The sequence below is a fragment of the Pseudomonas massiliensis genome (genome assembly GCF_000826105.1).
GTDB lineage: Bacteria > Pseudomonadota > Gammaproteobacteria > Pseudomonadales > Pseudomonadaceae > Aquipseudomonas > Aquipseudomonas massiliensis.
Genome location: NZ_CCYK01000007.1, coordinates 2,215,565 through 2,241,932, shown reverse-complemented (window position 1 = coordinate 2,241,932; position 26,368 = coordinate 2,215,565). Strand labels below are relative to the sequence as shown.

The 26,368-nt window shown below is 60.0% G+C and carries 28 protein-coding genes and 1 pseudogene; 22 read left to right on the top strand and 7 right to left on the bottom strand.

Going from position 1 to position 26,368, the window contains the following annotated elements:
• Positions 1–5: 5 nt before the first annotated feature.
• From BN1188_RS20925 to BN1188_RS20820, 22 genes and pseudogenes are all read left to right on the top strand, one after another.
• Positions 6–209 carry a hypothetical protein gene (locus tag BN1188_RS20925; RefSeq protein WP_040263669.1) on the top strand — a complete coding sequence of 68 codons (204 nt, stop codon included), beginning with the start codon at positions 6–8 and terminating at the stop codon, positions 207–209.
• A 68-nt stretch (positions 210–277) separates the two neighbouring features.
• Positions 278–928 carry a phage tail protein gene (locus BN1188_RS20920; RefSeq protein WP_040263667.1) on the top strand — a complete coding sequence of 217 codons (651 nt, stop codon included), beginning with the start codon at positions 278–280 and terminating at the stop codon, positions 926–928.
• Positions 929–937: 9 nt separating this feature from the next.
• Positions 938–1,330 carry a phage tail assembly chaperone gene (locus BN1188_RS20915; protein WP_040263665.1) on the top strand — a complete coding sequence of 131 codons (393 nt, stop codon included), beginning with the start codon at positions 938–940 and terminating at the stop codon, positions 1,328–1,330.
• 8 nt (positions 1,331–1,338) lie between these two features.
• Positions 1,339–1,641, top strand: coding sequence for a DUF1799 domain-containing protein (locus tag BN1188_RS20910; RefSeq protein WP_040263663.1), 303 nt, complete (start codon positions 1,339–1,341; stop codon positions 1,639–1,641).
• 32 nt (positions 1,642–1,673) lie between these two features.
• A complete protein-coding gene (locus BN1188_RS20905; RefSeq protein ID WP_040263662.1) occupies positions 1,674–1,973 on the top strand; it encodes a hypothetical protein in 300 nt (99 codons plus the stop codon).
• A gap of 38 nt (positions 1,974–2,011) precedes the next feature.
• Entirely contained in the window at positions 2,012–4,831 is a 2,820-nt protein-coding gene (locus BN1188_RS20900) for a phage tail tape measure protein (RefSeq protein WP_040263660.1), read from the top strand.
• Positions 4,831–5,169 carry a phage tail protein gene (locus tag BN1188_RS20895; protein ID WP_040263658.1) on the top strand — a complete coding sequence of 113 codons (339 nt, stop codon included), beginning with the start codon at positions 4,831–4,833 and terminating at the stop codon, positions 5,167–5,169. Before BN1188_RS20900 ends, BN1188_RS20895 begins: the two co-directional genes overlap by 1 nt.
• A complete protein-coding gene (locus tag BN1188_RS20890) occupies positions 5,169–5,867 on the top strand; it encodes a phage minor tail protein L (protein WP_040263656.1) in 699 nt (232 codons plus the stop codon). The genes BN1188_RS20895 and BN1188_RS20890 overlap by 1 nt, the downstream gene beginning before the upstream one ends.
• A gap of 103 nt (positions 5,868–5,970) precedes the next feature.
• Positions 5,971–6,615 (top strand): hypothetical protein, encoded by a 645-nt coding sequence (locus tag BN1188_RS20885; protein WP_052469428.1) that lies wholly within the window; start codon positions 5,971–5,973, stop codon positions 6,613–6,615.
• Between the two features lie 53 nt (positions 6,616–6,668).
• Entirely contained in the window at positions 6,669–7,439 is a 771-nt protein-coding gene (locus tag BN1188_RS20880; protein WP_088776234.1) for a C40 family peptidase, read from the top strand.
• Entirely contained in the window at positions 7,432–8,058 is a 627-nt protein-coding gene (locus BN1188_RS20875) for a tail assembly protein (RefSeq protein WP_040263654.1), read from the top strand. The genes BN1188_RS20880 and BN1188_RS20875 overlap by 8 nt, the downstream gene beginning before the upstream one ends.
• An 8-nt stretch (positions 8,059–8,066) precedes the next feature.
• Entirely contained in the window at positions 8,067–11,609 is a 3,543-nt protein-coding gene (locus BN1188_RS20870) for a TipJ family phage tail tip protein (protein WP_052469427.1), read from the top strand.
• Positions 11,606–11,890, top strand: a complete 285-nt coding sequence (locus BN1188_RS20865; RefSeq protein ID WP_040263652.1) for a hypothetical protein — start codon at positions 11,606–11,608, stop codon at positions 11,888–11,890. The genes BN1188_RS20870 and BN1188_RS20865 overlap by 4 nt, the downstream gene beginning before the upstream one ends.
• Positions 11,890–12,615 carry a hypothetical protein gene (locus BN1188_RS20860; protein ID WP_040263650.1) on the top strand — a complete coding sequence of 242 codons (726 nt, stop codon included), beginning with the start codon at positions 11,890–11,892 and terminating at the stop codon, positions 12,613–12,615. Before BN1188_RS20865 ends, BN1188_RS20860 begins: the two co-directional genes overlap by 1 nt.
• A gap of 40 nt (positions 12,616–12,655) precedes the next feature.
• A pseudogene (locus BN1188_RS22070) lies at positions 12,656–12,949 on the top strand (phage tail protein); the annotation flags it as partial.
• Positions 12,950–13,636: 687 nt separating this feature from the next.
• Positions 13,637–14,086: a DUF4376 domain-containing protein gene (locus BN1188_RS20850; RefSeq protein ID WP_052469425.1), complete on the top strand. Its 450-nt coding sequence runs from the start codon at positions 13,637–13,639 to the stop codon at positions 14,084–14,086.
• Positions 14,083–14,559 carry a DUF1353 domain-containing protein gene (locus BN1188_RS20845; RefSeq protein ID WP_040263648.1) on the top strand — a complete coding sequence of 159 codons (477 nt, stop codon included), beginning with the start codon at positions 14,083–14,085 and terminating at the stop codon, positions 14,557–14,559. The genes BN1188_RS20850 and BN1188_RS20845 overlap by 4 nt, the downstream gene beginning before the upstream one ends.
• A 61-nt stretch (positions 14,560–14,620) precedes the next feature.
• Complete coding sequence (locus BN1188_RS20840; RefSeq protein ID WP_040263646.1) at positions 14,621–15,172, top strand: glycoside hydrolase family 19 protein; 552 nt, start codon at positions 14,621–14,623, stop codon at positions 15,170–15,172.
• Complete coding sequence (locus tag BN1188_RS20835) at positions 15,169–15,720, top strand: DUF2514 domain-containing protein (RefSeq protein ID WP_040263644.1); 552 nt, start codon at positions 15,169–15,171, stop codon at positions 15,718–15,720. The genes BN1188_RS20840 and BN1188_RS20835 overlap by 4 nt, the downstream gene beginning before the upstream one ends.
• A complete protein-coding gene (locus tag BN1188_RS20830; RefSeq protein WP_040263642.1) occupies positions 15,704–15,925 on the top strand; it encodes a hypothetical protein in 222 nt (73 codons plus the stop codon). The genes BN1188_RS20835 and BN1188_RS20830 overlap by 17 nt, the downstream gene beginning before the upstream one ends.
• A complete protein-coding gene (locus BN1188_RS20825; RefSeq protein WP_040263640.1) occupies positions 15,922–17,166 on the top strand; it encodes an SGNH/GDSL hydrolase family protein in 1,245 nt (414 codons plus the stop codon). Before BN1188_RS20830 ends, BN1188_RS20825 begins: the two co-directional genes overlap by 4 nt.
• Positions 17,167–17,761: 595 nt before the next feature.
• A complete protein-coding gene (locus BN1188_RS20820; protein WP_267904452.1) occupies positions 17,762–18,061 on the top strand; it encodes a LysR substrate-binding domain-containing protein in 300 nt (99 codons plus the stop codon).
• 27 nt (positions 18,062–18,088) lie between these two features.
• Here the strand turns inward: BN1188_RS20820 and BN1188_RS20815 are convergent, their stop codons facing one another.
• From BN1188_RS20815 to BN1188_RS20785, 7 genes are all read right to left on the bottom strand, one after another.
• Positions 18,089–19,579: an aldehyde dehydrogenase gene (locus BN1188_RS20815; protein WP_040263636.1), complete on the bottom strand. Its 1,491-nt coding sequence runs from the start codon at positions 19,577–19,579 to the stop codon at positions 18,089–18,091.
• Positions 19,579–20,481 (bottom strand): dihydrodipicolinate synthase family protein, encoded by a 903-nt coding sequence (locus tag BN1188_RS20810; protein WP_040263634.1) that lies wholly within the window; start codon positions 20,479–20,481, stop codon positions 19,579–19,581. The genes BN1188_RS20815 and BN1188_RS20810 overlap by 1 nt, the downstream gene beginning before the upstream one ends.
• Before the next feature lie 105 nt (positions 20,482–20,586).
• Positions 20,587–21,903 carry an NAD(P)/FAD-dependent oxidoreductase gene (locus tag BN1188_RS20805; RefSeq protein WP_040263632.1) on the bottom strand — a complete coding sequence of 439 codons (1,317 nt, stop codon included), beginning with the start codon at positions 21,901–21,903 and terminating at the stop codon, positions 20,587–20,589.
• 124 nt (positions 21,904–22,027) lie between these two features.
• Positions 22,028–23,104 carry a GlxA family transcriptional regulator gene (locus BN1188_RS20800; RefSeq protein WP_040263630.1) on the bottom strand — a complete coding sequence of 359 codons (1,077 nt, stop codon included), beginning with the start codon at positions 23,102–23,104 and terminating at the stop codon, positions 22,028–22,030.
• Between the two features lie 64 nt (positions 23,105–23,168).
• The gene (proX, locus tag BN1188_RS20795) at positions 23,169–24,182 is read right to left on the bottom strand and encodes a glycine betaine/L-proline ABC transporter substrate-binding protein ProX (protein ID WP_088776233.1); all 1,014 of its coding nucleotides are present in this window, start codon (positions 24,180–24,182) and stop codon (positions 23,169–23,171) included.
• 41 nt (positions 24,183–24,223) lie between these two features.
• Entirely contained in the window at positions 24,224–25,180 is a 957-nt protein-coding gene (locus BN1188_RS20790; protein WP_040263627.1) for an ABC transporter permease subunit, read from the bottom strand.
• A 45-nt stretch (positions 25,181–25,225) separates the two neighbouring features.
• The gene (locus tag BN1188_RS20785) at positions 25,226–26,260 is read right to left on the bottom strand and encodes a quaternary amine ABC transporter ATP-binding protein (protein WP_040263625.1); all 1,035 of its coding nucleotides are present in this window, start codon (positions 26,258–26,260) and stop codon (positions 25,226–25,228) included.
• Positions 26,261–26,368 lie beyond the last annotated feature (108 nt).

Sequence of the window (26,368 nt, the reverse complement as noted above, 5' to 3'; positions counted from 1 at the left end):
GTCCGATGGACCTGAATGAGTTTCAAGCCCGAAAAAAGGCGCTCGAAGATGAACTGGCGCGAACCATCCAGCAAGCCTTCAGCCAGTTCAAGGCCGTTACCGGCGTGGGTATCCTCGCGATTGACGTGAATATCTACCGCACCTATCCAGTTGGCGACCCGGCGCCCGACCCACTGGTTGGCACTGTCACCCTGGTCGTCGACCTGTAAACCAATTCCGCCCGTTGGGCAACCCACCACCCGCTCCGGCGGGTTTTTTCGTTTAGAGGACCATCCAAATGGCGTTCACTCTGCCCAACGGCTCTACCTTCGACTTCGCTGCATCCGCTGGTACTGCTGTCGCTATCACCGCGATCACCAACGCAAACCCTGCCGTGGCCACCGCCGCGGGCCATGGCCTGGACGATGGTGACGTGATTGTTATTACCTCCGGCTGGTCGAAGCTTACCGGGCGTACCGTGCGCGTCACCGACGTGACCGCTGATGCCTTTGCCCTGGAAGGCATCAACACCACCAACACCCAGCGCTACCCGGCCGGTGCCGGCAAGGGCTCGCTCAGCCAGGTGTTGACCTGGGTGCAGATTCCCCAGATCACTGAGGTGGCCACTTCCGGCGGCGACCAGCAGTTCCTGACCTTCGGCTTCCTCGAAGACGACGACGACCGCCAGATCCCTACCACCAAGTCGCCGGCGAGCATGACCCTGACTGTGGCCGATGATCCGACTCAGCCCTATGTGCCTGTGGTCGAAGCGGCCGACGAGGACAAGGAAGTGCGCGCTCAGCGTCTGAACCTGCCGAATGGCGACGTGATTCTGTACAACTCCATCGCCTCGATCACCAGCACCCCGACCTTGTCGCGTAACAACCTGATGACCCGCGCTATCAGCCTGGCGCTGCAAGGCCGCGTGACCCGCTATAGCGCGGCGTAAGGAAGCCCCATGCCAACGTTCAAGATCGCTCAGAACCCCACCTTCAAGGCGACGGTGCAGGTTCCCCGCATCGGCGGCGACCCGGTGCCGGTTGAATTCGAGTTCAAATACATGGATCGCCCGGCACTTGCTGAACTATTCGACCGCTGGGGCGAGGCGCGGCGGGCGCTGCTGGAGCGCGTACAGAAGGAGGAGCTCAGCCTGTCGGACTCCACCCAGGCCGAGATCCAACTTCAGGCGCAGCAGATCAGCGAGGTCACGGCAAGCTGGGCCTTCGATGAGCCCTTCAGCGAGGAAAGCGTAAAGGCCCTGGTCACCACCTGCGTGGGTGCGCCCAAGGCAGTGATCGAGGCCTACCAGCAAGCCTACAGCCCGAGCCGTCTGGGAAACTCACAAGCGTAGCCCGGGCCATGTACGAGGCCGGCCCCGATGAGAAGCAGCTAGCCGCATTCGGGCTGACGCTATCCGATCTGCCGGAAACGGTGGTCGAGGTCCTGCCTGACGTGTGGCCAGCCTTCCACCTGTTCCGCGCCTTGTCCACGCAGTGGCGAACGGGCATGGCCGGGGCCACTGGCCTGGACTACGCAGCTATACCGGTAACCGGCGACCTGCTCGGGATGACTACCGAGGAAATCCGAACTGCTTTCGAGGACATCCGCATCATGGAGGGCGAGGCTTTGGATGTGATGCGGCCTCCAGCGGAGCAATCATGATAGATTCCGACGTTTCGAGTTGGAGAAGTCGTATGAAGCGTTACGCGTTTCTACTAGCGGGTGGTCTAGTGCTTGCCGGATGTGGAGATTCGAGGCTGGATGCAGCTCATACCGCTGTGAAAGGGCAATTGAAAGACCCGGGCTCAGCACAGTTCCAGAACGACCGAGTGCTTGACTCGGGCCGCGTGTGTGGTGAAGTCAACGCCAAAAACGCTATGGGTGGATATACCGGATTCAAGCCATACACCTACGCAGAAAAGCAGCCGCCACTAATCGGACAAGAGGACTGGCAGGCCGAAACAGTCGCTGACTACTGCAAAGACCAAAAATAAGACCCGCTCCGGCGGGTTTTTTTACGCCGGAGGAAAACATGACCTCGATCGCTGAGCTTGGTATACGCGTCGATTCTACAGAAGCAGCTCAGGCGGCGACCGATCTCGACAAGCTAACGCAGGCCGGCGGAAAGGCTGAGAAATCTACTGCTACCTTAGCGGCTCAATCTGATAAGGCCGAAGCCGCGTTAAAGGATCTGAGTCAGCAGGCCCAGGCGGCAGAAAAAGCGACCGCGGGTTTTGCTAACCAAGCGCAGAAAGCGGGCGTGTCCGCAGCTCAAACCGCAGCAGCTTTGAGGGGAGTCCCCGCTCAGTTCACAGATATCGTGACTAGCCTCCAAGGCGGCCAGGCGCCATTGACCGTGCTGCTCCAGCAGGGCGGCCAGCTGAAGGACATGTTTGGCGGGGTTGGGCCCGCAGCGCGCGCCCTCGGAGGCTATGTTGCGGGACTGGTGAACCCATTCACAGTCGCCGCTGCGGCTGCTGCCACCCTGGGGGTTGCCTACTACAAGGGCGCGGATGAAGCCGAAGAGTTCCAGAAAGCGATCATCCTCACCGGAAATGCTAGCGGCACGACGGCTGATTCACTTGCCGAGATGGCAAGGCAGGTATCTGCCACCGTAGGCACAACCGGTTCGGCCGCGGAAGTCCTTACCCAACTGGCCAGCAACGGTAACATCGCCAGCGAAAGCTTCGCGGCGATCACCGAAGCTGCCTTGGACATGCAGCGATCAACAGGGCGCGCGGTTGAAGATACGGTTGCCGAGTTCGCGAAGATCGCAAAGGATCCGGTAGCTGCGGCCCAAGAACTGAATAGCCAGTACCACTTCCTCACCCAGGCTGTGTATTCCCAAATCGTTGCGCTCAAGGAGCAAAACGACACGCAAGGCGCAGCCAAGGTTCTGACCGACGCCTACGTTGATACGATTCGTACGCGAAGCCATGAGGTGACTGAAAATCTTTCCCTCTGGGAAAAGGGTTGGAAGGCGCTTAAAGGTGAAGTGTCGGCCACTGTAGATGCTCTGAAAGACGTAGGTCGCGAACAAACGAGCGCGTCACGTATCGACGAACTCACCAAGAAGATCGCCTATGCGAAAGATGCCGTCCGGGCCGATCCAGACGACATCGACTCCAAGCGGGTTCTGGCCAACGCTCAACTAGAGCTGCAGTTCCTTACGCAGCAGCGCGACACTCAGCTTGCACTGGCAGCTGCCAGAAAGCTTGATGCGGACAACCAAGCAGCTGCGGTGCTGGCAACTAAGAACATCGATAGCATCGAGAAAGCGGCGCTCACCACGGCCCAAAAGCGTAACAAGGCCCTAGAAGACTACGCCAGGAACCTCGAAGCGATCCGAAAGGTGAATCCGAACGACTCCCGTCTTTCGGCGGACACCGTAGCGAAAACGCGGGCAAATATTGCTCAGCAGTACAAAGACCCCAAGGCCGCCGCCGGCAATGTTGATCTGTCTGGCTTCAACGCCCAGAAGAACGCCCTGGCCGAACTAGTCAGCACCTACCAGAACTCCTACAAGGAACTGGACGCCGCCCAGCGCGCCGGGGTGATCAGCCAGGAAACCTACACAGCCCAGCGCGCCACCCTGATCCGCGCCGAGCGGGAGGAGGTGATGGCAGGGTATGAGGCCGAGATCGCCGCGCTCGAGGAGGCCAAAGGCCGGGCCAGCACTTCAGCCGCCCAGCGCATCCAGCTGGACGAGAAGATTGCAGACGCCCGCACCTCTATGGTCAAGGCCCAGAAGGACGCGGACAGCCAGCTTGAAGTGCTCGCTACCAACGAGCAGGGCAGGCTGGCCAAGCAGGCCCAGGCTGTGAAGACGTACACCGATGCGCTGAACAATCAGGTGGAGACGCTTCGCCAGCAGGGCCAGCAGGCGGCAGCCACCCTTGGCATGGGCGACCGGCAGAGCAGCCTATACCAAGCCCAGAACGCCATAGACGACCGGGTAAACCAGCAGAAGCTGGACCTGGCCAACCAGTACGGCGATGGTTCGCGCGGTATGAGCCTGGACGAGTACAACCAGAAGCTGGCGGCGCTCAACAAGACTCAGCAGGACCTGCACGACACGGTACTGGCCAACTACAACGACATGACCGCTGCCCAGGGCAATTGGTCTGCCGGCGCCTCGGCTGCCTGGCAGAACTACTTGGACAACGGGCAGAACGTGGCCGGTCAAATGAAGACCGCATTCACTGACCTCTACGACGGCCTGACCGATTCGCTGGTGGACTTCGCCTTCGGGGCGGACGAGAGCTTCGGCGACGTGGCGGTCAGCTTCGCCAAGATGCTGGCCAAGATGGCCGTGCAGTCCGCTGCTTCCAGTGTGTTCAGCAGCATCTTCGGCAGCATCGGCACGGCCAGCATCGCCGGATTGGGCGGAGCCGCAAGCTCCGGTGCCTCCGGCTTTGACTTCGGCCTAGGCAGCGCTTCCTCAGGGCTTACCTACTCGGGCGGCTTTTCCAGTGGCGGCTATACCGGCGATGGCGGCAAGTTCGAGCCGGCCGGCATTGTCCATGGAGGCGAGTTCGTGCTCCGCAAGGAGGTGGTCAGCCAGCCAGGCATGCGCGGCTACCTTGAAGGGCTGAACGCCCGCGGCTATGCCGATGGCGGATATGTTGGCGGGGTGGCTTCGCGTCTGGCCGGTTCTTCAAGCTCCAACGCGCCCCAAGTGAACATCAACATCGCCAGCGATGGCAGCTCTCAGGTGAGCTCCAACACCAGCGGCCTGGAGTCGTTCGGGGCAGAAATCGGTGACTTCGTGACCCGCAAGTTCAAGGAGTTGGAAGCTAAGTCGCTCAGCCCCCAGGGCAACATCCGCAAAGCAATTAATGGGAGGGGCTAATGGCTGACACCTTCAAGTGGAAGCCTGACCGCTCGGCGCCGGGCACCTTCACCCAAAGGGTACGGTCGGCGCAGTTCGGCAACGGCTACACCCAGCGCGCCGCCGACGGCATCAATAACGAAACGCAGTCTTGGGACCTGACTTTCACCGGCAGCAAGGCGCGCATCATCGAGATCCTGACCTTCCTGCGGGAGCAGGAGGGCTACAAGGCCTTCATCTGGTCCACGCCCTTCGACGGCCCGCTGTATTTCACCTGCGCCAGCTTCCAACCGACCGACCAGGGCGGGGGAGCCTGGATGCTTACCGCTACCTTTGACCAGACCCACCAGGTGACCTGATGGCCGAAAGCATTTACGAGGACATCCAGCGCCTGGAGGTCGGCCAGTACGTCGAGCTCTTCGAACTGGACCTCATCGGCTTGGGCGGCGACGTGTACCGCTTCCACGGTTACACCCGGGTAGGCCCGATCTACTGGCAGGGCCTGGAGTACTCACCCTGGCCGATCAAGGTCGAGGGCATGGGGATGACCGGGGAGGGGCAGCAGAACAACCCTACGCTGACCGTGGCGAACGTGACGGGCTTCATTACCGCGCTGTGTGCCACGTATCAGGATCTGGTAGACGCCAAGGTGGTCAGGCATCGCACTCTGGGCCGGTACTTGGATGCCGCGAACTTCCCCGAGGGCAACCCGGAGGCCGACCCGAACGAGTACTTCTCGGACGATCTCTACACCATCGACCAGAAGCAGGCCGCCGACAGCCAGACCGTCGCCTTCGTGCTGAAGTCCCCGCTGATCGCGACCGACCGCAAACTGCCTGGGCGCCAGATCGTAGCCAACTGCTGCCAGTGGCTTGTTATCGGGCAGTATCGTGGTCCGTACTGCGGATATACAGGTAGCGTTTATGCAACTGAAGACGATGTTCTGACCGATGATCCGGCGAAAGACCAATGCTCTGGGACGCTGCGCGGATGCAAGCTCAGGTTTGGGGAAAACAACCAACTTCGCTACGGAAGTTTCCCCAGCGCAGGCTATTGATGGCCTGTAGAATGAGAGGGCGCGGCTAGACCGGCCAGTCGAAAAGCAGTTCACTCACTGCCTGCCGCGCTCCTACATGAGTGATCGAATGGAGTGATTCGATATGCCAAAAAAGATTGATCTGACAGGTCAGCGCTTCTTCCGTCTGACTGCGATCCGCGAACATGGCTACCGCAACAAAAAGGTTTGGTGGTGGTGCCGCTGTGATTGCGGGGTAGAAAAGGAAGTTGCTGCCGCCACCCTTCGCCAAGGCAAAGCTAAGTCCTGTGGCTGCTGGAAATCCGAGGAATTCAAGTCTCGCGTTACAGATCATGGGTGCTCGGGCCACCCTTGGTACAAATCATGGGAAGCGGCCAAGGCTCGATGCCAGAACCCGGCAAATGACGTTTATCACTTGTACGGTGGTCGCGGGATTCGTTTCTGTGAGCGCTGGGAAGACCCGCGCAATTTCCTCGCTGACATGGGCGAACGACCCGCTGGGATGTCGCTAGACCGTATCAACCCTGACGGTCATTACGAGCCAGGCAATTGCCGCTGGGCTACTGCGCTCCAGCAGGGTCAGTTCCGCCGTACCAATCGCCGCTTCGAAATCAACGGAGAGACGCTGAATGCGTTCGAGGCGAGTCGCAGGTACGGATTGTCTGCAACGGAGATATGCAGGCGCGTTGATTCCGGCATGACCGCCCAAGAGGCTATTGAAATAGGCCTCAAACAGGGCTGGCGCCGAGAACGGCAAAAGTCAGCCTGACATTTCATGAAGCCCGGCCACTGCGCCGGGTTTTTTATGCCCTAGAGGTTCCCATGCGACTGTCCAAGGACACCATCCAGGCGATCTACGACGACGCCAGCGCCCGGCTGCCCAACGAAGCGTGCGGCTTCATCGTCCGCGCCGACCGGATCAACCGCTATGTGCCTGCCGAAAACGCCGCGGCGAACCCTGCGGAGGATTTTCGGATCAGCGCCGAGGCCTGGGCCGAAGCGGAGGATCAGGGCAAGGTGGTCGCCATCGTGCACAGCCATCCGGGCCAGTCCGCGCGCCTGAGCCATGCCGACCGGGTATCGATGGAGGCCACGGGCTTGCCCTGGCTGGTGGTTGAAGTCCGCGAGGGCGAACCCACCGGCCACCTGATCCATGAGCCCACCGGTTATCAGGCGCCGCTGGTGGGGCGTCCGTTCCAGCATGGTGTTCTGGATTGCTACACCCTGGTGCGCGATTACTACCAGCGCGAACTGGGCATCCAACTGCCGGACTACGTGCGAGAGGATGGTTGGTGGGACCAGGGCCAGGACCTCTATGCCGACAACTTCGCCGCGGCGGGCTTCGAGCCGGTGAGCCCTGACGATCTGCGCCAGGGTGACCTGATCGTGATGCAGGTTCGCGCGCCAGTGGCTAACCACGCGGGCGTCTATCTGGCCGACGGCGTGCTCAAGACCGAGCCTGACCTGCACCCGGCACCGGGCGCCATCCTGCATCACCTCTACGGCCGTGATTCCAAGCGGGACCCCTTTGGCGGGTTCTGGCGGGAGGCGGCGCGCTTCTACATGCGACACAAGGATTCCCCCCATGGCTGAGCGGCTTAGAACGGTTCGCCTGTACGGCAAGCTCGGCGCCCGGTTTGGCCGGGTGCATCAACTGGCGGTCAACTCGGCTGCCGAGGCCATTCGTGCGTTGGGCGTGCTGCATCAAGGCTTCGAACAGTTCTTGATCGACTCCAAGGACATGGGCCTGGCCTTCGCTGTGTTCTACGGCAAGCGCAACCTGGGCGAGGACCAGCTGCGGGACCCGCCCAGTCACAACGACATCCGCATCGCGCCGGTGGTGCAAGGCTCCAAAAGCGGAGGGCTTCAAGTTGTACTCGGCATCGCACTGATCGCCATCGCCACGATTGCAACAGCAGGCGTTGCGGGGCTTGCCTCTGCTGCCGCATGGGGCGCAGCTATTGGAGGTGGAGGCTGGGGCATTGTCGGCTCGATCGGCCTATCGCTCGCGCTCGGCGGTGTCGCCCAGATGATCACTGGCACCCAGTCGGGTATCAGCAGCAGTGAAAGCGCTGACAACACGCCGAGCTATAACTTTTCGGGCATCAAGAACACCACCACCCAGGGTAACCCGGTCCCGCTGTGTTACGGCGAGATGACTGTTGGTTCTGCCTGCATTTCGCTGGGCATCGTCGCCGAAGACGAGCAATAGAGGCACGCATGAATATGATGGTAGTCCGGGGCGCCAAAGGCAGCTCCAGTACGCACACGCCTGTAGAAAGCCCAGACAGCCTGATTAACACCAGCTACGCCAACATTCTGGACGCACTAAGCGAAGGGCCGATGGTCGGATTGGTCAACGGCGCACAGTCGATCTACTTCGACGAAACCCCGCTGGCTGGCAGCGATGGCACCCTGAACTTCACCGGCGTGACCTGGGAGCAGCGTACCGGCGAGCACGATCAGGACTACATCACTGGATTCCCCGCGGTGGAGAGCGAGCACTCGGTAGGCGTAGAGCTGACCGCGAAGCAGCCTTGGACCCAAGCCATCACCAACCTCGAACTTTCCGCCGTGCGCCTGCAGTTGGGCGCCAGCACGCTGTACCAGCAGGAAAGCGACGGCGACACTGTGGGCTACACTGTCAACTATCAAGTGCTGTTGTCCACGGACGGCTCTGACTATGTGCCGGTAATCACCACTTCCTTTAGCGGCAAGACCACCAGCGGCTATCAGCGCTCGCACCGCGTAGATCTGCCCGCAGCCGAAGAAGGCTGGTCCATCCGGGTGCTGCGCACTACCCCCGATTCGACTAGTTCGAGCATCCAGGCCACCACCAGCGTGGTCAGCTACACCGAGGTGATTGATGCCAAGCTCCAGTATCCCTACACCGGCCTTGTTGGGCTAAAGGTCGACGCGAGCCAATTCTCGTCCATCCCGGAGCGAGCTTACCGCATCCGTGGGCGCATCATTTCAGTACCGGCCAACTATGAGCCGGCCACCCGAACCTATACCGGGACCTGGGACGGCACCTTCAAGCTGGCCTGGACCGATAACCCGGCCTGGATCTACCGCGACCTGATCCTCAACGACCGCTACGGCCTGGGCCGCTTCATTAGCGATTCGCAGGTGGACAAGTGGGCGCTGTACCAGATCGCCAGGTATTGCGACGAACTGGTCGACGACGGCAAGGGCGGCACTGAACCCCGGTTCACCTGCAACCTGTACCTGCAGTCGCGCAACGACGCGCTGACAGTGCTGCAGGACATCGCTAGCATCTTCCGCGGCATGGCGTATTACGCCGCCAGCTCCGTCACCGTATCGGCAGACATGCCCAGTGACCCGGTGTACACCTACACCAACGCCAACGTCATCGACGGTAAGTTTTCCCGCGCGGGTTCTTCGGGCTCGACCCGCTACAGCGTGGCCAAGGTCAGCTGGACGAACCGGGAGAACTTCGGCGAGCAGAAGGTGGAGTACGTCCAGAATCAGAAGTCGGTGGCGCGCTACGGCATCCGGGAAACCGAGCTGACCGCGTTTGGCTGCGTGTCGCAGGGCCAGGCCCAGCGCCTGGGGCACTACACGCTGCTGACCAACCAGCTGGAAACGGACACCATCAGCTTCAGCGTCGGCCTGGACGGCGTAATCGCGCGGCCCGGGCAGGTCGTACGGGTGGCTGACCAGAACCACGCCGGCCGGCCCATCGGCGGACGCCTCAAGAACGCTACTTTGAACACCGTGGTGGTGGACGATGACCTGACCGTTGCCGCGGGCGATACCCTGGTGGTCATTCAGCCCAACGGCAAGGCGCAGACCCGCATCATCCGGGCCGTTGCCGGACGCTCGATCACGGTCACCGAGGCGTTCGACGAAGCGCCCCTGGCCGAATCGATCTATGCCATCGAGACCGCCGAGGTGGTGCCCGAGACCTATCGCATCCTGACCGTCACCGAGAACTTCGGCGACGACAAGCTCCAGTACGACGTGGTGGCGGTTCAGCACAACCCGAGCAAGTTCGCGGCCATCGACAACGGCGCCCAGATCGTCACCTTGCCCACCACCACGCTGCCCGGCGCGGTGCAGGCCAAGCCGACCAACGTCGCGCTGTCGACCTTCGATGCAGTGAAGCAGGGCCTGACCGTGGCCACCATGCGGGTGACCTGGGACGCGGCCAAGGGGGCCAACGGTTACAACGTTTGGTGGAAGCGCAATTCGGGCGACTGGGTATACGCCGGGGTGACCTACACCACCTCGATCGAGGTGTCTGGCATCTACAGCGGCACCTACACCGCCCGGGTGTCCGCCGTAGGCGTTGGTAACGCGACTTCGCTCTGGGCCTACTCCGAGCCGACCCAGCTCTACGGCAAGACTGGCGAGCCGCCGGCCCTGGCCAGCTTCTCCACCACCTCGGAGATATTCGGCATTCGGCTGAACTGGACCTTCCCGGAAGGCGCCGAGGACACGCTCTACACCGAAGTACAGGAATCGGTCGCTTCGGACGGCAGCAGTCCGGCGCAGCTGGGGCTGGTGTCCTACCCCGCGCGGACTTACCTCAAGTCGGGCATGGCTGCCGGCGTGACCCGGTTCTTTCGGGCACGCCTGGGGGATCGCAGCGGGAATACCGGACCCTGGACCAGTTGGGCAATGGGCCAATCCAGTTCAGCTGCCGGGGATATCCTGACCTACCTTGCAGGACAGATCGGTGAGACCGAACTGGCCCAGGAACTCCAGCAGAAGATTGAGGAAATTGACGACCTTAAAGAGCAGATCGCTGCGCTTGACGGACTAAAGGCCTACCAAGCGGATCAAGCCTACGCCAAGGGCGACATGGTGGTCAGTGGTGAACGCATTTACCAAGCGTCCCAAACGGTACCTGCAAATACACCGCCACCTAATGCTATCTATTGGACTGACGTAGGCCAGTCGCTCCAGACGGTCGCCGGCTTGGCGCAGCAGGTCGCGCAAAACACCGCGGCTATCACTGATGTCCAGGCCGAAGCAAAAAGTACCCAGACCCTACGTGCTGCTTTGCGCGAGGATACGGGGGAGGGTGAGCTACAAGATGCACTCAAGCTGTGGGATACACAGGCCTCATACGCCAAGGAAGTGGTGGTTCGTGCGAACCAGGACCAGGCCTTGGTACAAACCACTGAAGTATTGCAGGCGAGCGTGGCGTCGAGTGATGCCAAGATCACCAATGTTCAGACGGTGGTAGCCAACAATCAGTCGGCAACAGCGCAGCAGATTTCCCAACTTCAAACATCGATCGGCAGTAACTCAGCGGCGATCCAGACGGTGAGCCAGGCCCAGGCCAACACGGACGGCAAGCTGTCCACTATGTGGTCGGTGAAGATGCAGCTCAACGCCAACGGCCAGTACGTGGCCGCGGGCATTGGGCTGGGCATTGAGAACACGGCCGCAGGGCTGCAAAGCCAGTTCCTGGTCTCGGCAGACCGGTTCGCCGTGGTGGGCACGACCGCTGGCGGCACGACGTTCACCCCGTTCGTGGTCCAGAACGGCCAGGTGTACATCAGCCAGGCCTTCATCGGCGACGGCACGATCACCAGCGCGAAGATCGGTGACTACATCCAGTCCACGAATTATGTCGCAGGCTCTGCGGGCTGGCGCCTGAACAAGAACGGCACCTTCGAGATCAACGCCACGGTCGCTGGACAGGGCCGGGTCATCATGGATAACAACGGCGTCAGGGTGTTCGATGCGAATGGCGTCAAGCGTGTGAATCTCGGGAATCTCTCAATATGAGCTATGGGCTGAACGTCTGGGATGGCAACGGCAAGCTCACACTGGGCTTAAGCGATTCCATCTCTCGGCTATTGGGGACCGTGCAGACGACGAAGGGACTTAACGGCTCGATATCCGCCGATTTCTCCAAGGGCAGGCCTTGGGCCCAGATACTCAACACAGGGGTGACGGGCGCTTCCGTCACCCCTCAAGTAACTATCTCGGGCAATACGTTGAGCTGGGCCTACACCGGCAACGCGTCAATGTACGTGTCGGTGGTCATACTTTATGGGGTGTACTAATGGGGTTTGGCCTTGAGGTCAGGAACGATGCCAGCTACCTGCAGATCGATCAGGATTACCGAAATCAAGTCCTGCTCAACAGGGTAACGGTCAACACAACCACAGCCGCGGCGGCTGGCGTGGCGGGCCGGGACACCTGGCTCGCCACTTGGTACCGCTACCGTGCACAGAGCCCAGAGTCTCTCATCGCGCTACGTTGTACCAGCACCCTATGCCTGATCTTCGGGGTCACACTTGAGAACGGTACCTATGTCTGGACCATCTGCTGCTACGCCGGGCCAGCCAGCGTACCGGTGGAAATATTCGAATTCGGGCCGGCACCGGTTTCAGCGAATTCAGGGTATGGCCTGAACGTCTTCGACGCGCAGGGACGTCTCGCCTTTTCCTCTAACTTCCAATACATGAAGGTCGTCGACTACATCAATGTGGCGAACTTTACCGACCCGCTCAATGGCCAGGATCAGCTGACCGGCGCGACAGTGACTTACACCGCCGGGCGAAGTTATGCCGTCTGTAGCGGCTGGGGCGCGGGCATCTATGACGCCTATCAAGTTTGGACAAACGAGTGGGAGGTCTCGCTCTTGATGATGGGATTCACCAGTGTAGATGCGGGCTTTCGGGTCAAGGGCGAGTACTTCTACAGCCAGAGCGCTAGCAACGGCGGCGGGACCGGGGCAACCGATTACAAGTACCAGCTGGTGATCATCGACGTCACCGATCTCTGATTCAACTCGCAACCTATCTATTGTTTTCAGGAGTCCCCCAATGGCTTGGTACCGAGCGGGCACGGTTTCGTGCACCCAAAATTCCACCACGGTGACCGGCACGGGCACTGCCTTTGCCGCTAACGCCCGGGTCGGGGACGCCTTCATGGGCCCAGACGGGCGCTGGTATGAGGTGGTGAACGTAGCCAGCGATACCGTGCTTTCCATCCAGCCCGCCTACCTGGGCGCGACCGTGGCGGTCGGCACCTATGCCCTGGCACCCATGCAGGGTTATGTGAAGGATTCGGCTGACGCGCTGCGGACGTTGGTGAACAAGTTCGGGGCGCTTGCTGCAAATCTGGCCGATTACATCCCAGATGCTACGGCCATTTCAGGGCTTATACCGTCATGGAATAGCTCTTCATCCATGACGTTTAGCTCGGGATCGGCTGCGCTGGTTACGGGCGCCAAGATAAATGTCGCGGCAGCGATTACGGTAAGCGGACTCACTGGGCTTGCAACAAGCAGCTGGTACTATGCATACCTGTACCTGAATGGCAGTGTCGCGCAAATTGAACTGGTGACTACAGCACCGTCTTCGCCATATTTAGGCTCTGCACGATCAAAAACAGGCGATACATCCCGACGATTCCTCGGCGCATTCCGTACAAATACGTCAGGCGGCCTAATGAGGTTCGATATAGATGCAAGCAATATTTTTAACTACCAAGAAGATGTAACAGTTGCTCCGCTGTTGGTCCTAAGCGCTGGCGCTGCTCAGGCAGCCACGGTCGTATCGCTTTCGTCAGTAGTACCCGTCACAACGCGGACAGCAAAAATAGCAGTGATTAACACCGGAACCCCTACTGCATTCATCTACCCAGCTGACGCACTCTCAAGCATTTTCTTCAGTCAGTCTGCAGGTGGTCGCGCTTCAATAGTTGTTCCAACAAACGCTTCTCAGCAGATTGCCTACGGTCACGGGAATGCAACTGGCGCGGCGCTTTACATCGACGTTCAAGGCTATGGGATGGATCGGTAAATGACCTATGCAATCACTGCCACAGGCTGGCGAGCGGTGCCGGATGACATGCGTCCGTCCCAGCTTTCACCGGGTGAGACGCTGGTGACGGAGATCAGCGACGAGATCCTCGCTTCCATGTCCAGCGCGAGAGCTCCTCAGCTCATCGCAGCGCGGCGCTTCACCGCCGAAACAGCTGGTATCACAGTGGGTGGCATGGCCATCGACACGGGCCGCGACAGCCAGGCACTCATCACCGGTGCCCGACTCGCCGGCATGGACGATCCGTCGTATGTCTGTAACTGGAAAACCCCAGAGGGCTTCATTCAGCTGAATGCCGAAACTGTCAGGGCCGTGGCCAACGCGGTTCGCGCCCATGTGCAAGCGTGTTTTGACCGCGAAGCAGCGCTGCTGACCATGGTTGAGGACGGGAGCTACACAGAGGCAGCGCTTGATGAGGGCTGGCCATGATTCTTGCCCCGGGCAAGTTCGCCGCCGGCGCGGCCACCCGCCAGATCAACCGTTGGCAGTTCCAGCTTCTGGAGCCTCTGGTCTTCAACGACCCAGAGCATGGTCAACTGACCGTGCCGGAAACCTTCGTCAGCGACCTAGCCTCGGTCCGGGTGCTGCGCGAGATCTGCCGGTGGGCCGCACTGGCCGCCGTGCTGCTGGGGCTGTTCCTAACTTCGGTCAGTTGGCTGGCTACGGCCATGTGGGTGGTCGCCGTAGGCGCCTTGGCCCTGTACGGCCTAGTGGTCGGCTACGGGATGCGCGCCGCGATCCTGCATGACTACCTCTACAGCACGGCCCTGTTGCCCAGGGCTGAGTGTGATGCGGTCTTCAGCCGGGCCATGCACACCGGAGACGGGACCGCCCATTGGCGCACCTGGCTGTTCTGGGTCGGCGTCCGCCTCGGGGGCGCGAAGCATTACGGCATTGCCTGATCCCTACCGTAGGGACAAACGACACCCGCCATGAGCGGGTTTTTTTACGCCTGGAGAAACCATGCAGATCACTGAAGAGCAGCTGAAGCGGATCATGCCGCTGGCCGGCAGCCGCGCGGCGACCTATGTCGGCCCGCTGAACTCGACCATCGCCTATTACGGCATTAACACACCGGAGCGGGTAGCGGCTTTCCTGGCCCAGGTCGGCCATGAGTCGGGCCAGCTGCGCTACGCCAAGGAATTGGGCAGCGATGCCTACTTGGCCAAGTACGACACGGGCGGCCTGGCCAAGCGTCTGGGCAATACAGCCGAGGCCGACGGCGACGGCCAGATGTACCGGGGCAGGGGACTGATTCAAGTCACGGGGCGCGCCAACTACCTGAATTGCAGCATGGCGCTCTTTCGAGACATCCGTCTGCTGAATGAGCCGCAGCTGCTTGAGCAACCGCAGTGGGCCGCGATGTCCGCTGGCTGGTACTGGTCCACCCGCCGCCTCAACGAGCTGGCCGATGCCGGCGAATTCGAGGCTATCACACGCAAGATCAATGGCGGGCTCAATGGCCTGGCTGAACGGCTGGACCTTTATGCGCAGGCGCTCAAGGTGCTTGCGTGACAGCCCTGCAGTGGAAGCTGCTCGGCTATGCCGGCGCTGTGCTTCTGGCTGTGCTCGCCTGTGGCGGGGCGCTCTATGGGGCCTACCGCCATGGCGAAACGACTGCCGACCTGCGCTGGCAGGCCAAAGCGGCGGACCAGCAGGCCCTCCAGGCAAAGGCCCGCGCCGCCGCGGAGGGTAATGCCCGTACAGAAGAGCAGCGCCGGCAGACGGCCGCCAATGAGGTGGGAAACGATGCGCGAAGGGAAAGCGCGGCACTGGCCGCTGATGTGGCTGGGGCTGATGGCGCTGGTCAGCGGGTGCGCGACGCGGCAGATGCCTTTGCCGCCGGAGCCAGTTGCAGACCCAGCGATCCCGGCATTGCCCGCCGAGGGGAGGCAGCCACCCGCGCCGCCATGGTGCTCTCCGAACTGTTCAAGCGGGCTGACCAAAGAGCGGGAGAGCTGGCAGCAGCGTATGACCGAGCCCGAATAGCGGGCCTGGCATGCGAAAGAACGTATGACGCACTGACCAACAAACAGGGGAAGAGGAATGGCATCACGAAGTGATCAATTTGTGCTCAAGTACAGCTACGGGGTCCATACCCTGGCTGTGAAGGCGAACGGTGGAAGCGTCTCGGTCGAGAAGCAGGTAGGGACGGATTGGGTGGTGGCGGATACCTTCGCGGCTGACGGCGTTCACCGGCTGGACCTGGGCAACACGCCCACGCGGTTCACGCCCCGGGGCGGCGCTGCCTATGAGGTGGCCAAGTGAGCCTGGTCGTGGGTGCAAAGCCCACCCGCCGGCGCATCCGTCGCGGCCTGGGCCTGCTGGGGGACAGCTTCAGCGCCAACTGTCATTCCATCGGAGCCACCGTCTATGGCACCGAGGCCTATGGCTACGCTGGCGCGATAGCGGCCAAGACCGGCCTGTTCCCTGACTACCGGGACAATCAGGGCAAGGTGGGCGACCACACCGGGCAGTTCATGGCCCGGCTGCCGGCGGCCATTGCCTCGGCTACTGCTGACTTGTGGCTGCTGCTGTCTCGCACCAACGACAGCACCACCGCAGGCATGAGCCTGGCCGACACCAAGGCCAACGTTATGAAGCTGGTCACCGCCTTCCAGAACATCCCGGGCAAGTACCTGGTGGTGGGAACCGGAACCCCGCGGTTCGGAGCCAAGGCACTGACCGGTACCGCGCTGCAGGAGGCGATCGACTATAAGGATTGGGTGCTTCAGTACGTAAGCCAGTTCGTGCCGGTGGTGAACATCTGGGACGGCTTCACGGAAGATATGACAGTGGAGGGGTTGCACCCGAACCTGCTGGGCGCGGACTTCATCCAGTCCCGTGTGGTCCCGGTGATCAACGCCAACTTCGAATTCTTCGGGGTGCCGCTGCCGACCGACGCCGCCGACCTGTACTCAGCCATTCGCCCATTCGGCTGCCTGAACGCCAACCCGCTGATGACCGGCACGGGCGGCACCATCAACGCTTCGACGAACCCAGTGGCCGGCTCAGTCCTGGCTGACAGCTACAAGGCGTCCGGCTCAGGCCTGACCGGCATCACCACGCGCTGGTACAAGGAGCCGGCGGCCTACGGCGAGGCCCAGGTAATCGAGCTGGGCGGCACAATGGCGGCGGCAGGGGGATACATCTATCTCCAGCCAGCGGCAAACGTCACGCTCGCCAACCTGACGGCCAATGATGTGATCGAGATGGTTTCGGCGCCGGAGATCGTCGGCAACAGCCGCGGCATTCTGGGCTGGGAAGCCGAACTCATCATCAACAAGCCGGTGGCTGGCACGGCAACCACGATCTATTACCGCTCGATGGACAAGTACCAGGAGCCCTTCACCCTTCCGGCCAACTGGAAAGGGGCGCTGGAGACACAGCGGTACACCTACGACGCCACCGAAACGACCATCAGCTGCCGGATGGGCCTGTACCTGGCCACGGGCATCGCCCAGGATTCGAAGGTCAAGGTTGCGCAGTTCGGCTTGAGGAAGGTTTGATCGATAAGGGTAAAGGATGACCCGGCCAGGAAGGCAGGGACTCGGCAGGATGTGCCGGGGAGGGCAGAGCGACTGGCAAAATGGCTGGAAAATGAGTTCCAGAACTTCAGCAGCACCACCAGTAAATACGGGGCCTTGAGGGCTAAAATAATGTCCACGTTATGGAACGCGAAACGTACTCCAGCCCTCGCCAGTAGGGGATTTATATAGCGGTCTTGAAAACCGCCGATGGGCAACTATCCTAGAGTTCGAATCTCTACGCCTCCGCCATCTTCAAACCCCTGAGAAATCAGGGGTTTTTGCGTTTTTGGGGTACCTGAAAAGCTTTCGCTTCGCGGGCCATTTGTCCCGCAACTCCGGAAAGTACGCCGCACCTGTGGCTAAGTGGTTCCTGCAATACCGAGACCGACCTTCAAACCCCACTTCCGGGGACGCGATCTTTTCCGAGGCAGTTTCCCCTGTCTGCACCCCAGACTTTCAAAGGAAACACCCCCAGGTAGCCACACTCGAAGCGCTCACCCAGGTACCTTTGCTGAGTCTCAGCCCGAGCCGCTGGCGTGCGCACCTTTGGGCCCCAATCGGTTGACGGGATTGGCTGGCGTACTTCGGTCAAGACGGTTCCAGCGCCCAGGAAGTGATGAGTTTCAGTCATTTCTCCACGCTGCTCGACGCTGTCGCGCGGGGGCAAGGCGTCGGCTTGGCCTGGCGACACCTGGTACAAGACCGCCTCGACGACGGAACCCTGATCGCGCCCTTGACGCAGTGCCTTGCGGCTCCTGATCGCAAGCATTACCTGGTGTACCGCCGCGATTCCATACGTGATGCCAATCTGCTTTGCTTGCGCGACTGGTTGCTGGAACAAACGGATTATCTAAGGAACGGGGCGCCGCCTTAACGGCGCACCAAGGATAGAGCGCATTGCTCAGGATGCGTCGATCCAGATGGTTTTGATCTCAGTGTACTGATCATGGGCCCAAATGGATTTGTCTCGACCGCCAAAGCCCGACGCCTTGTACCCTCCGAAGGGGGTAGAGGCATCGCCCTCGCCGAAGCAGTTCACGGTCACTATCCCGGCCCTTATCCCTCGCGATAGTCGTAAGGCATTGCGCAAGCTGCCGGTGTACGCAGAAGCTGCAAGGCCATACACCGTGTCGTTGGCCAATTCCAATGCCTGTTCGATTGTCTGGAAGGTTGTAACGCTGAGAACAGGGCCGAAGATCTCTTCTTGGAATAGACGGTCCTTAGGCTGGACGCCATCGATGATGGTGGGCTCCACGAACACACCGGCATGGGTGTCTCCACCGGCCACCACTTGCATATGCTCAGTGATCGCCTGATCCAGATAGCCCTTGACCTTCTGGAAGTGCGCCTGGCTTACCAGCGCGCCCAGACGATGGTCAGGGTCCAGGGGATCTCCCATCCGCCATTCGCTTAGGTGCGCCTTGATGCGTGCCAGCAACTCGTCTTTCACCGCCTCGTGGACGATCAGACGCGAGGAAGCTGAACAGTTCTCCCCCATGTTCCAGAACGCTCCGTTCACCACGTGTTGAGCTACGTGGTCCAGATCTTCCGCATCATCCATGACCACGGCCGGGTTTTTCCCGCCGCACTCGAGCACTATGCGCTTGAGGTTGGATTCGCTGGCGTATTTCAAGAACAGGCGTCCGGTGTCGGTGGAACCGGTGAAGCTGACCATGGCCACATCTGGATGACGGCCAATGGGCTCGCCCGCTTCGCGACCGCCGCCGGGAACCACGTTGAACACGCCTGAGGGAATTCCCGCATCGATGGCTAACTGCGCCACGCGAAGTGTCGTCAGGCTGGTTTCCTTCGCCGGCTTGACCACAATCGAGCAACCGGCTGCCAGGGATGGCCCGATTTTCCAGGCCAGCATCAGTAACGGAAAATTCCACGGCAGAACCAGGCCGACCACCCCGATGGGCTCGCGCACCACCATGGTCACCGCCCCAGCGCCGACTGGGGCGGTGGAATCGTAGATCTTGTCTATGAGTTCGGCGTGCCAGCGCAATGTGTTTATGGTTTCAGGCACATCAATGGTCTGGCACTCACGCACCGGCTTGCCACTGTCCAGGCTCTCCAGGACCGCCAGCTCGTGACTATTGTCTTCCAACAGCTGAGCCAGACGCAGCAGCGCAGCTTTGCGTGCCGAGGGCGGTTGGCTGTGCCAACGGCCATCATCAAAGGCGGCCTTGGCGCTGGCGACCGCCAGGTCAACATCCTCGGCCTGGCAGGACGCTATTTCCGTCAATGCCTCCCCTGTGGCCGGGTTAAGCGTAGTGAAGGTCTGACCCGATAGCGCGGGTTGAAACCTGCCATCGATGAAGGCCTGGTTGGGGAGGTTCAGGTTCGCTGCCACATCCGCATAACCCTGCTTGCTCAATAGAGAAGTCATTACGCCTCCTTGGCGGCCTGCGCCACTTGGTTCTTCACGTTTTGGATAATGTCGGCCAACGTCGCCTTTTCTTCGCTATTCAAGCCCTTGAGCGGAGCACGCAGACCGCCGGTTTTCAGTCCGTTGAGTTCGCAGCCGTATTTGATGGATTGCACGAATTTGCCGCTTTCAAGGAAATCCATCAGGGGAAGCATCGCCGACATGATCTTACGCCCTTTAACGAAATCCCCTTTCAGTACACAGGCCTCATAGAGTGCTACATGCTCGGCGGGAATGAAGTTGGAGCCGGCGCACACCCAACTTCTAGCGCCCCAGGCGAAGAATTCCAGCGCTTGGTCATCCCAGCCGCATGAAATTTGAAGATCAGGATGCGAATGAGCCAGGCGGTGCAGCCGATTCATGTCCCCGGAACTTTCCTTGATTGCGCAGATGTTCGCGCACCCTTGCACTGCCTCGAAAAACGCATCCTGCATGGCGACGCCGGTCCGTGCAGGGTAGTTGTACAGCATGATCGGCAGGCCGGCGGCCTGGTCCACGGCCAGTACATGGTCGGCCAGCTCTTGCTGGGTGGGCAGGGCGTAAGGAGGGCAACTGACCATGATGGCGTCAGCGCCAGCGCGCCGCGCGGACTGGGCATAATGGATGGCGTCCTCGGTGCGGATCGCCCCGGTGCCTATTACCAAGGGGAGCTGATCCTTGAGAATATCCTTCGCCAAGGCGATGAGCGCGACTCGCTCCTCCGGCGCGTGCGCATAATATTCCCCGGTGGAGCCGCCAATCACGATGCCATGTACTTTGGACTGCACTAGATAGTCTAGCATTTCAGCGAATGCACACTGGTCGATGCTGCCGTCGGCGGCAAGAGGCGTGATCGCCGGCGTGAAGATCCCATCGAAGTTCATTTTTCATCTCCTAGCGGAAGGATTGGTAAGGTCCGTTTATTGGCCTGTAAGCCTTAGCGGAAGGCAAATAAAACCAAGAACGCGGTATGCGTCGACGGGGCGAGCTCAGCTCTCACGGCCGGCCCGATACTGTCCCCACATCAAATTCATGTTCACGCCCAACGACAGAAAGGGTTGTGGCGGATTGCCGTTGGGCCCAGGTGCTGTCAGAAGAAATGCCGTCAGCTCGTCTTCTTGCCCTGCCAGCCAATCCCCCAGTAGCGCTCCGCTGATCGTCCCCCGCGTGACGCCCAGGCCGTTGCAGCCCAGCGCGGCGAAAACGTTGTTGGCAAGCTGGCCAAAGAAACCGTTGTGGTTGCGTGCCATAGCCAGCGCCCCTCCCCAGGTGTATTGGAACTCCACGTCGGGAAGCATTGGAAAACGTGCTTCGAACGATGCGCGGTGGCGATGGACAAACCGTTGATTGAACTTTGCCTTGCTGCGCCCGTCCGGATTGAAACTGAAACTGTTACGGATCAACAGCCGGTTGTCGGGAGTGCGGCGTACCGTGGTACCAAAGGGGTCTGCGGGAATGGCGCCCCAATACGGCTTGCCGCCGAGGCGGTGTTGCTCGTCGATGGTAAGAGGCCGGGTGAGGCTGCCGTATGTGTATATGGGCAGCATGCTTCCCTTTAGAAATCCAAAGCGCATGCCAAACGAATTGTTGGCCAGCACCAGCTTCTCTGCCGTGATGCTGCCTTGAGCATGCTTAAGTAGTGTATGTGTCCCGTATTCCACTTCGCGGATGGGGGTCCATTCATAGAGCGTGACGTTGGCCGGCAAGCTGTCGGCCAACCCTTTCACCAGCGCCGATGGCTGCACCAATACCGCTCCGGGCGTATAAAGCGCCTGCCGGTAGAAATGAGTTCCAAGGTGTTGCGGCAGGATATCCCTATCGATCATTTCATAGGGCTGGTCCAGCTTATCCAGCCCTCGCCGGTAGGCTTCAAGAACTTGGATGCCTCGATCTTCCACCGCGGCCTGATACTTGCCACAACTTTTCAGTTGGCAATCGATTCCATGTTGCGCCACCAGCTCCTTGAGCAGGGTTTGCCCAGCGATATTGAGTTTTAGGCTCTTGCGGGCAAGCGTTATATCACCGATGTAATCTTCAGCGCCGATATCGTGCGGCAGGTCGATGGCGAATCCGGCGTTACGGCCGGAAGGGCCAAGACCTACTTCCTGGGCCTCCACCAATACGATTTCATCAGCTGGAAAGTTTATCGCTAGTTGCCGCGCTGCTGCCAATCCCGTGAATCCAGCGCCTACCACTACCCAAGGCGCGCTGCTATGCCCCTTATGAGCGGGGCAAGGTGTACGGGGCTGGCTCAGGTGGTACCAGCCACAACTGTTATCATCGGCGGGTAGCGAACTTACTTTCATGAATGAACCTTCAATCCAGATAACTGATGAGCGCGCGCCAGCCGCGCTTGGAAACGTGCATACGGATAAACAGATATTCGTCGGGTTATTTCTGGTCGCTCGAAATCGGATCGATCAGTCCATATCAAAAACCTGATGCAATAGCGTAGCGCTGATTACTCACTTGATCGCATAACTCATAGGCATCCCGAAAAACCATCGGAGGGACCCCAAAAATTTCTTTGAAACGTTTGTAAAAGTGTGGGTAGCTGACAAAGCCAGTGGCGATTGCCACTTCGGTCAAGGAACGGTTGCTCTGCACGATCAATTGTCTTGCGCGTGTGAGGCGCAGTTCCATGTAATACCGGTTTGGGCCCGCTCCTAGATAACGAGCGAAGCGACGCTCCAATTGGCGCCGAGAGACGCCCACTTGGCCAGCGATGTCCTCAACGGCTAAGGGCTCCTCAATGTGCTTTTCCATCAGGGCAAGCGCTACAGCCAGCAGCTTGGGGACAGTCTTGGGCCCATGGTCAGTGCCTAGCTTCTGCGGCGCTTCGAAGGGGCGCGCTGCAAGATGTATCCGGCGGATTTCTTCCACACGGTCGTCGCTGTCGTCGACTTTGAACCGGGACATTATTCGCAGCATGAGCTCCATAACGTAAGTTGCGTCTGAACAACTGCCGAAATTACCGCTGATGGCGAAGCCGCCGGTTTCCGCCACCTTCACCGTCCGGTAGTACTCTGTGATTAACGCGCGGGTGTCTTCGTGGCAATAACACATCTGTCCATCGATAAGGCCGGCGTCGGCCATGTGGAAGGCACCGTTCCATAGACCGGCGATAATGGCCTGGTTAGCGGCGGCCTGACGCAGCGCGCGGGCATGAGTACGGTCTGGCGCCAAGCGCACTCGGTGCCCCCCTACCACTACTACAAGTGAGTGGTCCATGGCGGTAGGTACCAGCTTTGCAGTTTGTACGACAAGACCGATATCGCTCGATTGAGGCCCGCCTTCAAGCGAATAGCAGGCCACTTCGAAACGGGGCTGACCTTCGCGCAAGCTAGCGCTGGCGAGTGCGTCCATCGCTGATGAGAATGAGGTCAGCGAAAAATGCTTCAGGAGGATGAACGCGACCTTTACCGTCTGCTCGCAGCATGGCTTAGTGGTTTTGCCAAATGGGGCCAGATTCTGACGGCCCAGCACACTTTGAAATCGTTCGTTCATGGAAACGGTTTCCTTGCTCCGCATGTCGCCAATGCAAGGCCACTACGAAGGTGGCCTGCAAAGATCAAGGTTTGGCTGCTGCCCTCGCATCACGCAGCCAACCGTCGTAGACGCTTTGATGTGCCTTGATCCACTCAGCCGCATGGCGCTTGATATCCGCCAGAGATTTCTCCCCCTTCTGCATCCGCAAGTTCTGGGCGCTTTCGTCGGCCGTACTGATGGTGTACTCAGAGAGGAATTTGGCCGCCGCAGGGTTCTTCTCAGCAAAGTCCTTGTTCAACACGGCCTTGACGGTATCCACCGGGGCGCCAAGATTCTTGCCTTCGTAGAAGGTATCTTTACTTTGCTTGCCGTCTGGAAGTGAAGTGAAAGGCACCGGGAGCCACACCACGTCCTTGCCTTCTACCAGCACTCCCGCAATCCATTGGGGAACCCAGGTGTAATAGAAGATCGGCTTACTCTGCTGATATCGGGCGATGGTGTCGGCCATGAGCGCGAAATAGGACCCGCGGTTGTCTGTTACCGTATCCTTGAGGCCGTACGCCTCCAACTGATGCTCTACCAGCAATTCGCATCCCCAGCCCGGGTTGCACCCAGTCAGGTCTGCCTTTCCATCCCCATTGCTGTCGAAGAGTTTGGCAATCTCTGGTTTCTTGAAGTCCGAGACGCTCTGGATGTGGTAAGCATCGGCGGTCTTCTTGTCGATCATGAATCCTTGCAGCACACCGGTCATGACATCCCCGGCTTTGACCATAGTGTCATCACCGCCGGCCTTTTCGTAAAAGCCCTGGTGTAGTTGGTTCCACATGTGAACGGTAAAGTCAGCATCACCGTACGACAAGGCCAGGAAAAGCGCTGGATAGTCGGTTTCCTTAGGTTCCTTGACGTCATAGCCCAGCTCTTTCAAACCGGCCATGGCAATTTCGCCACGGAAGCGCTCTTCGGCAATGGTCGGGAAAATAGGCGTGATGCTTTCGCCCTTGCCAGGCTCGTTGGAGTTGGCCGCATGGGCCGTTCCAGCCAGCGAGCCTGCAAGGAGGGTCGCAGCCAGGCATTTGAGCAGAGGGTGTTTGCGCATGGTCGTTTTCATGGTTCACCGGGGTCAGAGGGCGGGCAGGTTCAATGAGTCACTGGCTGCGCCAGGGTTTTCTTCTTCTTTTTGAGCTTGAATGCCAGGCCGATCGGCCCTGTTTCGTACCAGCGCAGCCCTGTGGCCATGTGGCTGCTTCGTTCGCCCAGTGCCTGGGTGAAACGATCCAGGAAGATCGCAAGGAGCACCAGCCCCGCGCCCCCGACGCTGGCCAGGGCCATGTCCAAGCGCCCGATTCCACTGAGCACCATCAAACCGAGACCGCCTACCGAAATCATCGAGGCTACCACCACCATCGACAGCGCGAGCATGAGAGTCTGATTCAGCCCAGCCATGATGGTCGGCGCTGCCAGGGGAAGCTGCACCTTCAGCAGCATCTGGGTCGCGGTACAACCGAACGCACGGGCCGCCTCGACCTTGTCTTGTGGAACCTGGCGGATGCCAAGGTTGGTGAGCCGTACCAGCGGCGCCACCGAGAAGATGATGGTGACGATAACCCCCGGCACGTTCCCGATACCGAACAGCATTACCACCGGCACCAGATAGACGAAGGCGGGCAGGGTCTGCATGGCGTCCAGCACAGGGCGGATGAACATCTCCAAGCGATCGCTGCGAGCGCACAGGATGCCCAATGGAATCCCGACCAGTGCGCAGAACAGCAGCGAAGTCAAAACCAGCGCCAGAGTCACCATGGACTCATTCCACACACCGATAAGCCCAAGGCCCGTGAGCGTGCATATGGTAAAGGCAGCGATTTTGCGCCCACCTATCTGCCAACTGATCAGCCCCGCCAAGATGATGAAAACGGTGGGCGGCACAGACAGCAGGCCACCTTGGATGGCGTCCAGCACTTGGTCGACGGGCCATCGGATCGAGCGGAACAGGTCACGGAAGTTGTGTACCAGGTAGCGCAGAGCCGCTTCCACCCAGTTCCCCAGGGGCAGGGTAAACGTTTTAAAAGGGTCGAGAAAATTGAAATCAGACATAGCCTTGCCTCGGTTCCTGGTGCGCGTTCGAAAACAGCGTTGGCGTTAAGCTCTACTCAGGCAGCTCAGTAGCTGGCCTTGTGAGATGCTGCCCTTGTACAAGCCCGCGTTGTCGATTACAGGGATGGGGCAGGTTGCCGTGGCAACGATGGGAAGGATCTCCTTGAGCGGAGTGTCCGCCAGGAGCACCGGCTGGGTGCCGGCTATATAAGGGGCGGCTACATCGGGTCGGGCAATGTCGCCCGCCCGTAGGATCCGGCTACTATCGAACCCATTGAAAAAGGTCCGTACGTAGTTGTTGGCAGGGCGCGACAATAGTTCGTGGGGAGTACCAATCTGCACCACGCGCCCGCCCTCCATGATCGCGATCCGATGGCCGATCCGCACCGCTTCGTCGATATCATGGGAAATGAAGATGATGGTACGGTTCTGCTCGGCCTGCAGCTTGATCAGTTCGCCTTGCATTTCGCTACGGATCAGCGGGTCGAGGGCGGAAAATGCCTCGTCCATCAATAGAATTGCCGGGTCGTTGGCCAGGGCACGTGCCAGGCCTACCCGCTGCTGCATTCCGCCTGAAAGCTGATGAGGAAAGCAATGCTCCTGCCCAGCCAGCCCGACCTGTCGCAGGGCCTCCACCGAGCGGCCGTTGCGCTCGCGCTCGTTGACCCCGCTGATTTGAAGACCAAAACCGACGTTGTCCAGGACGTTCATGTGCGGCATCAAAGCGAATGATTGAAATACCATTCCCATGTCCTTGCGCCGAACCTGAAGCAGGTCCTTGTCAGCCAGGCCGGTGATCTCGTTTCCGTTAAGGAAGATCGAACCGGAAGTAGGCTCGATCAAGCGATTGAACAGTCGCACCATGGTGGACTTTCCGGAACCGGAGAGGCCCATGATCACGAAGATCTCGCCACGCCTGACCGCGAAGTCCGCGTCGAACACACCGATCACCTGGCCGGTTTTTTCGAATACTTCTCCCTTCGACGCGCCCGCCTTGAGCATCTGCATAGCTAGGCCCGGCTGGGCACCGAATACCTTATAAACATTTTTGACTGAAATGATGTCGTCAGTGCGGGTCATGGCTAGCCTCCTGGGTACCGGGAACACCTGTGAGCCTGAGCGAACAAGGTCCAAACGGATAGGTTTTTCTTGGGCAGTAGCAATGATTCGCGTAAGTCACAATTCTTT

Coding starts and splice junctions, on each gene's coding strand:
- proX (WP_088776233.1), bottom strand. CDS start 24,182: ATGCGCAAACACCCTCTGCTCAAATGCCTGGCTGCGACCCTCCTTGCA.
- BN1188_RS20785 (WP_040263625.1), bottom strand. CDS start 26,260: ATGACCCGCACTGACGACATCATTTCAGTCAAAAATGTTTATAAGGTA.
- BN1188_RS20905 (WP_040263662.1), top strand. CDS start 1,674: ATGAAGCGTTACGCGTTTCTACTAGCGGGTGGTCTAGTGCTTGCCGGA.
- BN1188_RS20900 (WP_040263660.1), top strand. CDS start 2,012: ATGACCTCGATCGCTGAGCTTGGTATACGCGTCGATTCTACAGAAGCA.
- BN1188_RS20830 (WP_040263642.1), top strand. CDS start 15,704: ATGGCATCACGAAGTGATCAATTTGTGCTCAAGTACAGCTACGGGGTC.
- BN1188_RS20875 (WP_040263654.1), top strand. CDS start 7,432: ATGGCTGAGCGGCTTAGAACGGTTCGCCTGTACGGCAAGCTCGGCGCC.
- BN1188_RS20915 (WP_040263665.1), top strand. CDS start 938: ATGCCAACGTTCAAGATCGCTCAGAACCCCACCTTCAAGGCGACGGTG.
- BN1188_RS20865 (WP_040263652.1), top strand. CDS start 11,606: ATGAGCTATGGGCTGAACGTCTGGGATGGCAACGGCAAGCTCACACTG.
- BN1188_RS20860 (WP_040263650.1), top strand. CDS start 11,890: ATGGGGTTTGGCCTTGAGGTCAGGAACGATGCCAGCTACCTGCAGATC.
- BN1188_RS20800 (WP_040263630.1), bottom strand. CDS start 23,104: ATGAACGAACGATTTCAAAGTGTGCTGGGCCGTCAGAATCTGGCCCCA.
- BN1188_RS20885 (WP_052469428.1), top strand. CDS start 5,971: ATGCCAAAAAAGATTGATCTGACAGGTCAGCGCTTCTTCCGTCTGACT.
- BN1188_RS20890 (WP_040263656.1), top strand. CDS start 5,169: ATGGCCGAAAGCATTTACGAGGACATCCAGCGCCTGGAGGTCGGCCAG.
- BN1188_RS20910 (WP_040263663.1), top strand. CDS start 1,339: ATGTACGAGGCCGGCCCCGATGAGAAGCAGCTAGCCGCATTCGGGCTG.
- BN1188_RS20810 (WP_040263634.1), bottom strand. CDS start 20,481: ATGAACTTCGATGGGATCTTCACGCCGGCGATCACGCCTCTTGCCGCC.
- BN1188_RS20840 (WP_040263646.1), top strand. CDS start 14,621: ATGCAGATCACTGAAGAGCAGCTGAAGCGGATCATGCCGCTGGCCGGC.
- BN1188_RS20845 (WP_040263648.1), top strand. CDS start 14,083: ATGATTCTTGCCCCGGGCAAGTTCGCCGCCGGCGCGGCCACCCGCCAG.
- BN1188_RS20895 (WP_040263658.1), top strand. CDS start 4,831: ATGGCTGACACCTTCAAGTGGAAGCCTGACCGCTCGGCGCCGGGCACC.
- BN1188_RS20815 (WP_040263636.1), bottom strand. CDS start 19,579: ATGACTTCTCTATTGAGCAAGCAGGGTTATGCGGATGTGGCAGCGAAC.
- BN1188_RS20925 (WP_040263669.1), top strand. CDS start 6: ATGGACCTGAATGAGTTTCAAGCCCGAAAAAAGGCGCTCGAAGATGAA.
- BN1188_RS20805 (WP_040263632.1), bottom strand. CDS start 21,903: ATGAAAGTAAGTTCGCTACCCGCCGATGATAACAGTTGTGGCTGGTAC.
- BN1188_RS20850 (WP_052469425.1), top strand. CDS start 13,637: ATGACCTATGCAATCACTGCCACAGGCTGGCGAGCGGTGCCGGATGAC.
- BN1188_RS20790 (WP_040263627.1), bottom strand. CDS start 25,180: ATGTCTGATTTCAATTTTCTCGACCCTTTTAAAACGTTTACCCTGCCC.
- BN1188_RS20870 (WP_052469427.1), top strand. CDS start 8,067: ATGAATATGATGGTAGTCCGGGGCGCCAAAGGCAGCTCCAGTACGCAC.
- BN1188_RS20920 (WP_040263667.1), top strand. CDS start 278: ATGGCGTTCACTCTGCCCAACGGCTCTACCTTCGACTTCGCTGCATCC.
- BN1188_RS20880 (WP_088776234.1), top strand. CDS start 6,669: ATGCGACTGTCCAAGGACACCATCCAGGCGATCTACGACGACGCCAGC.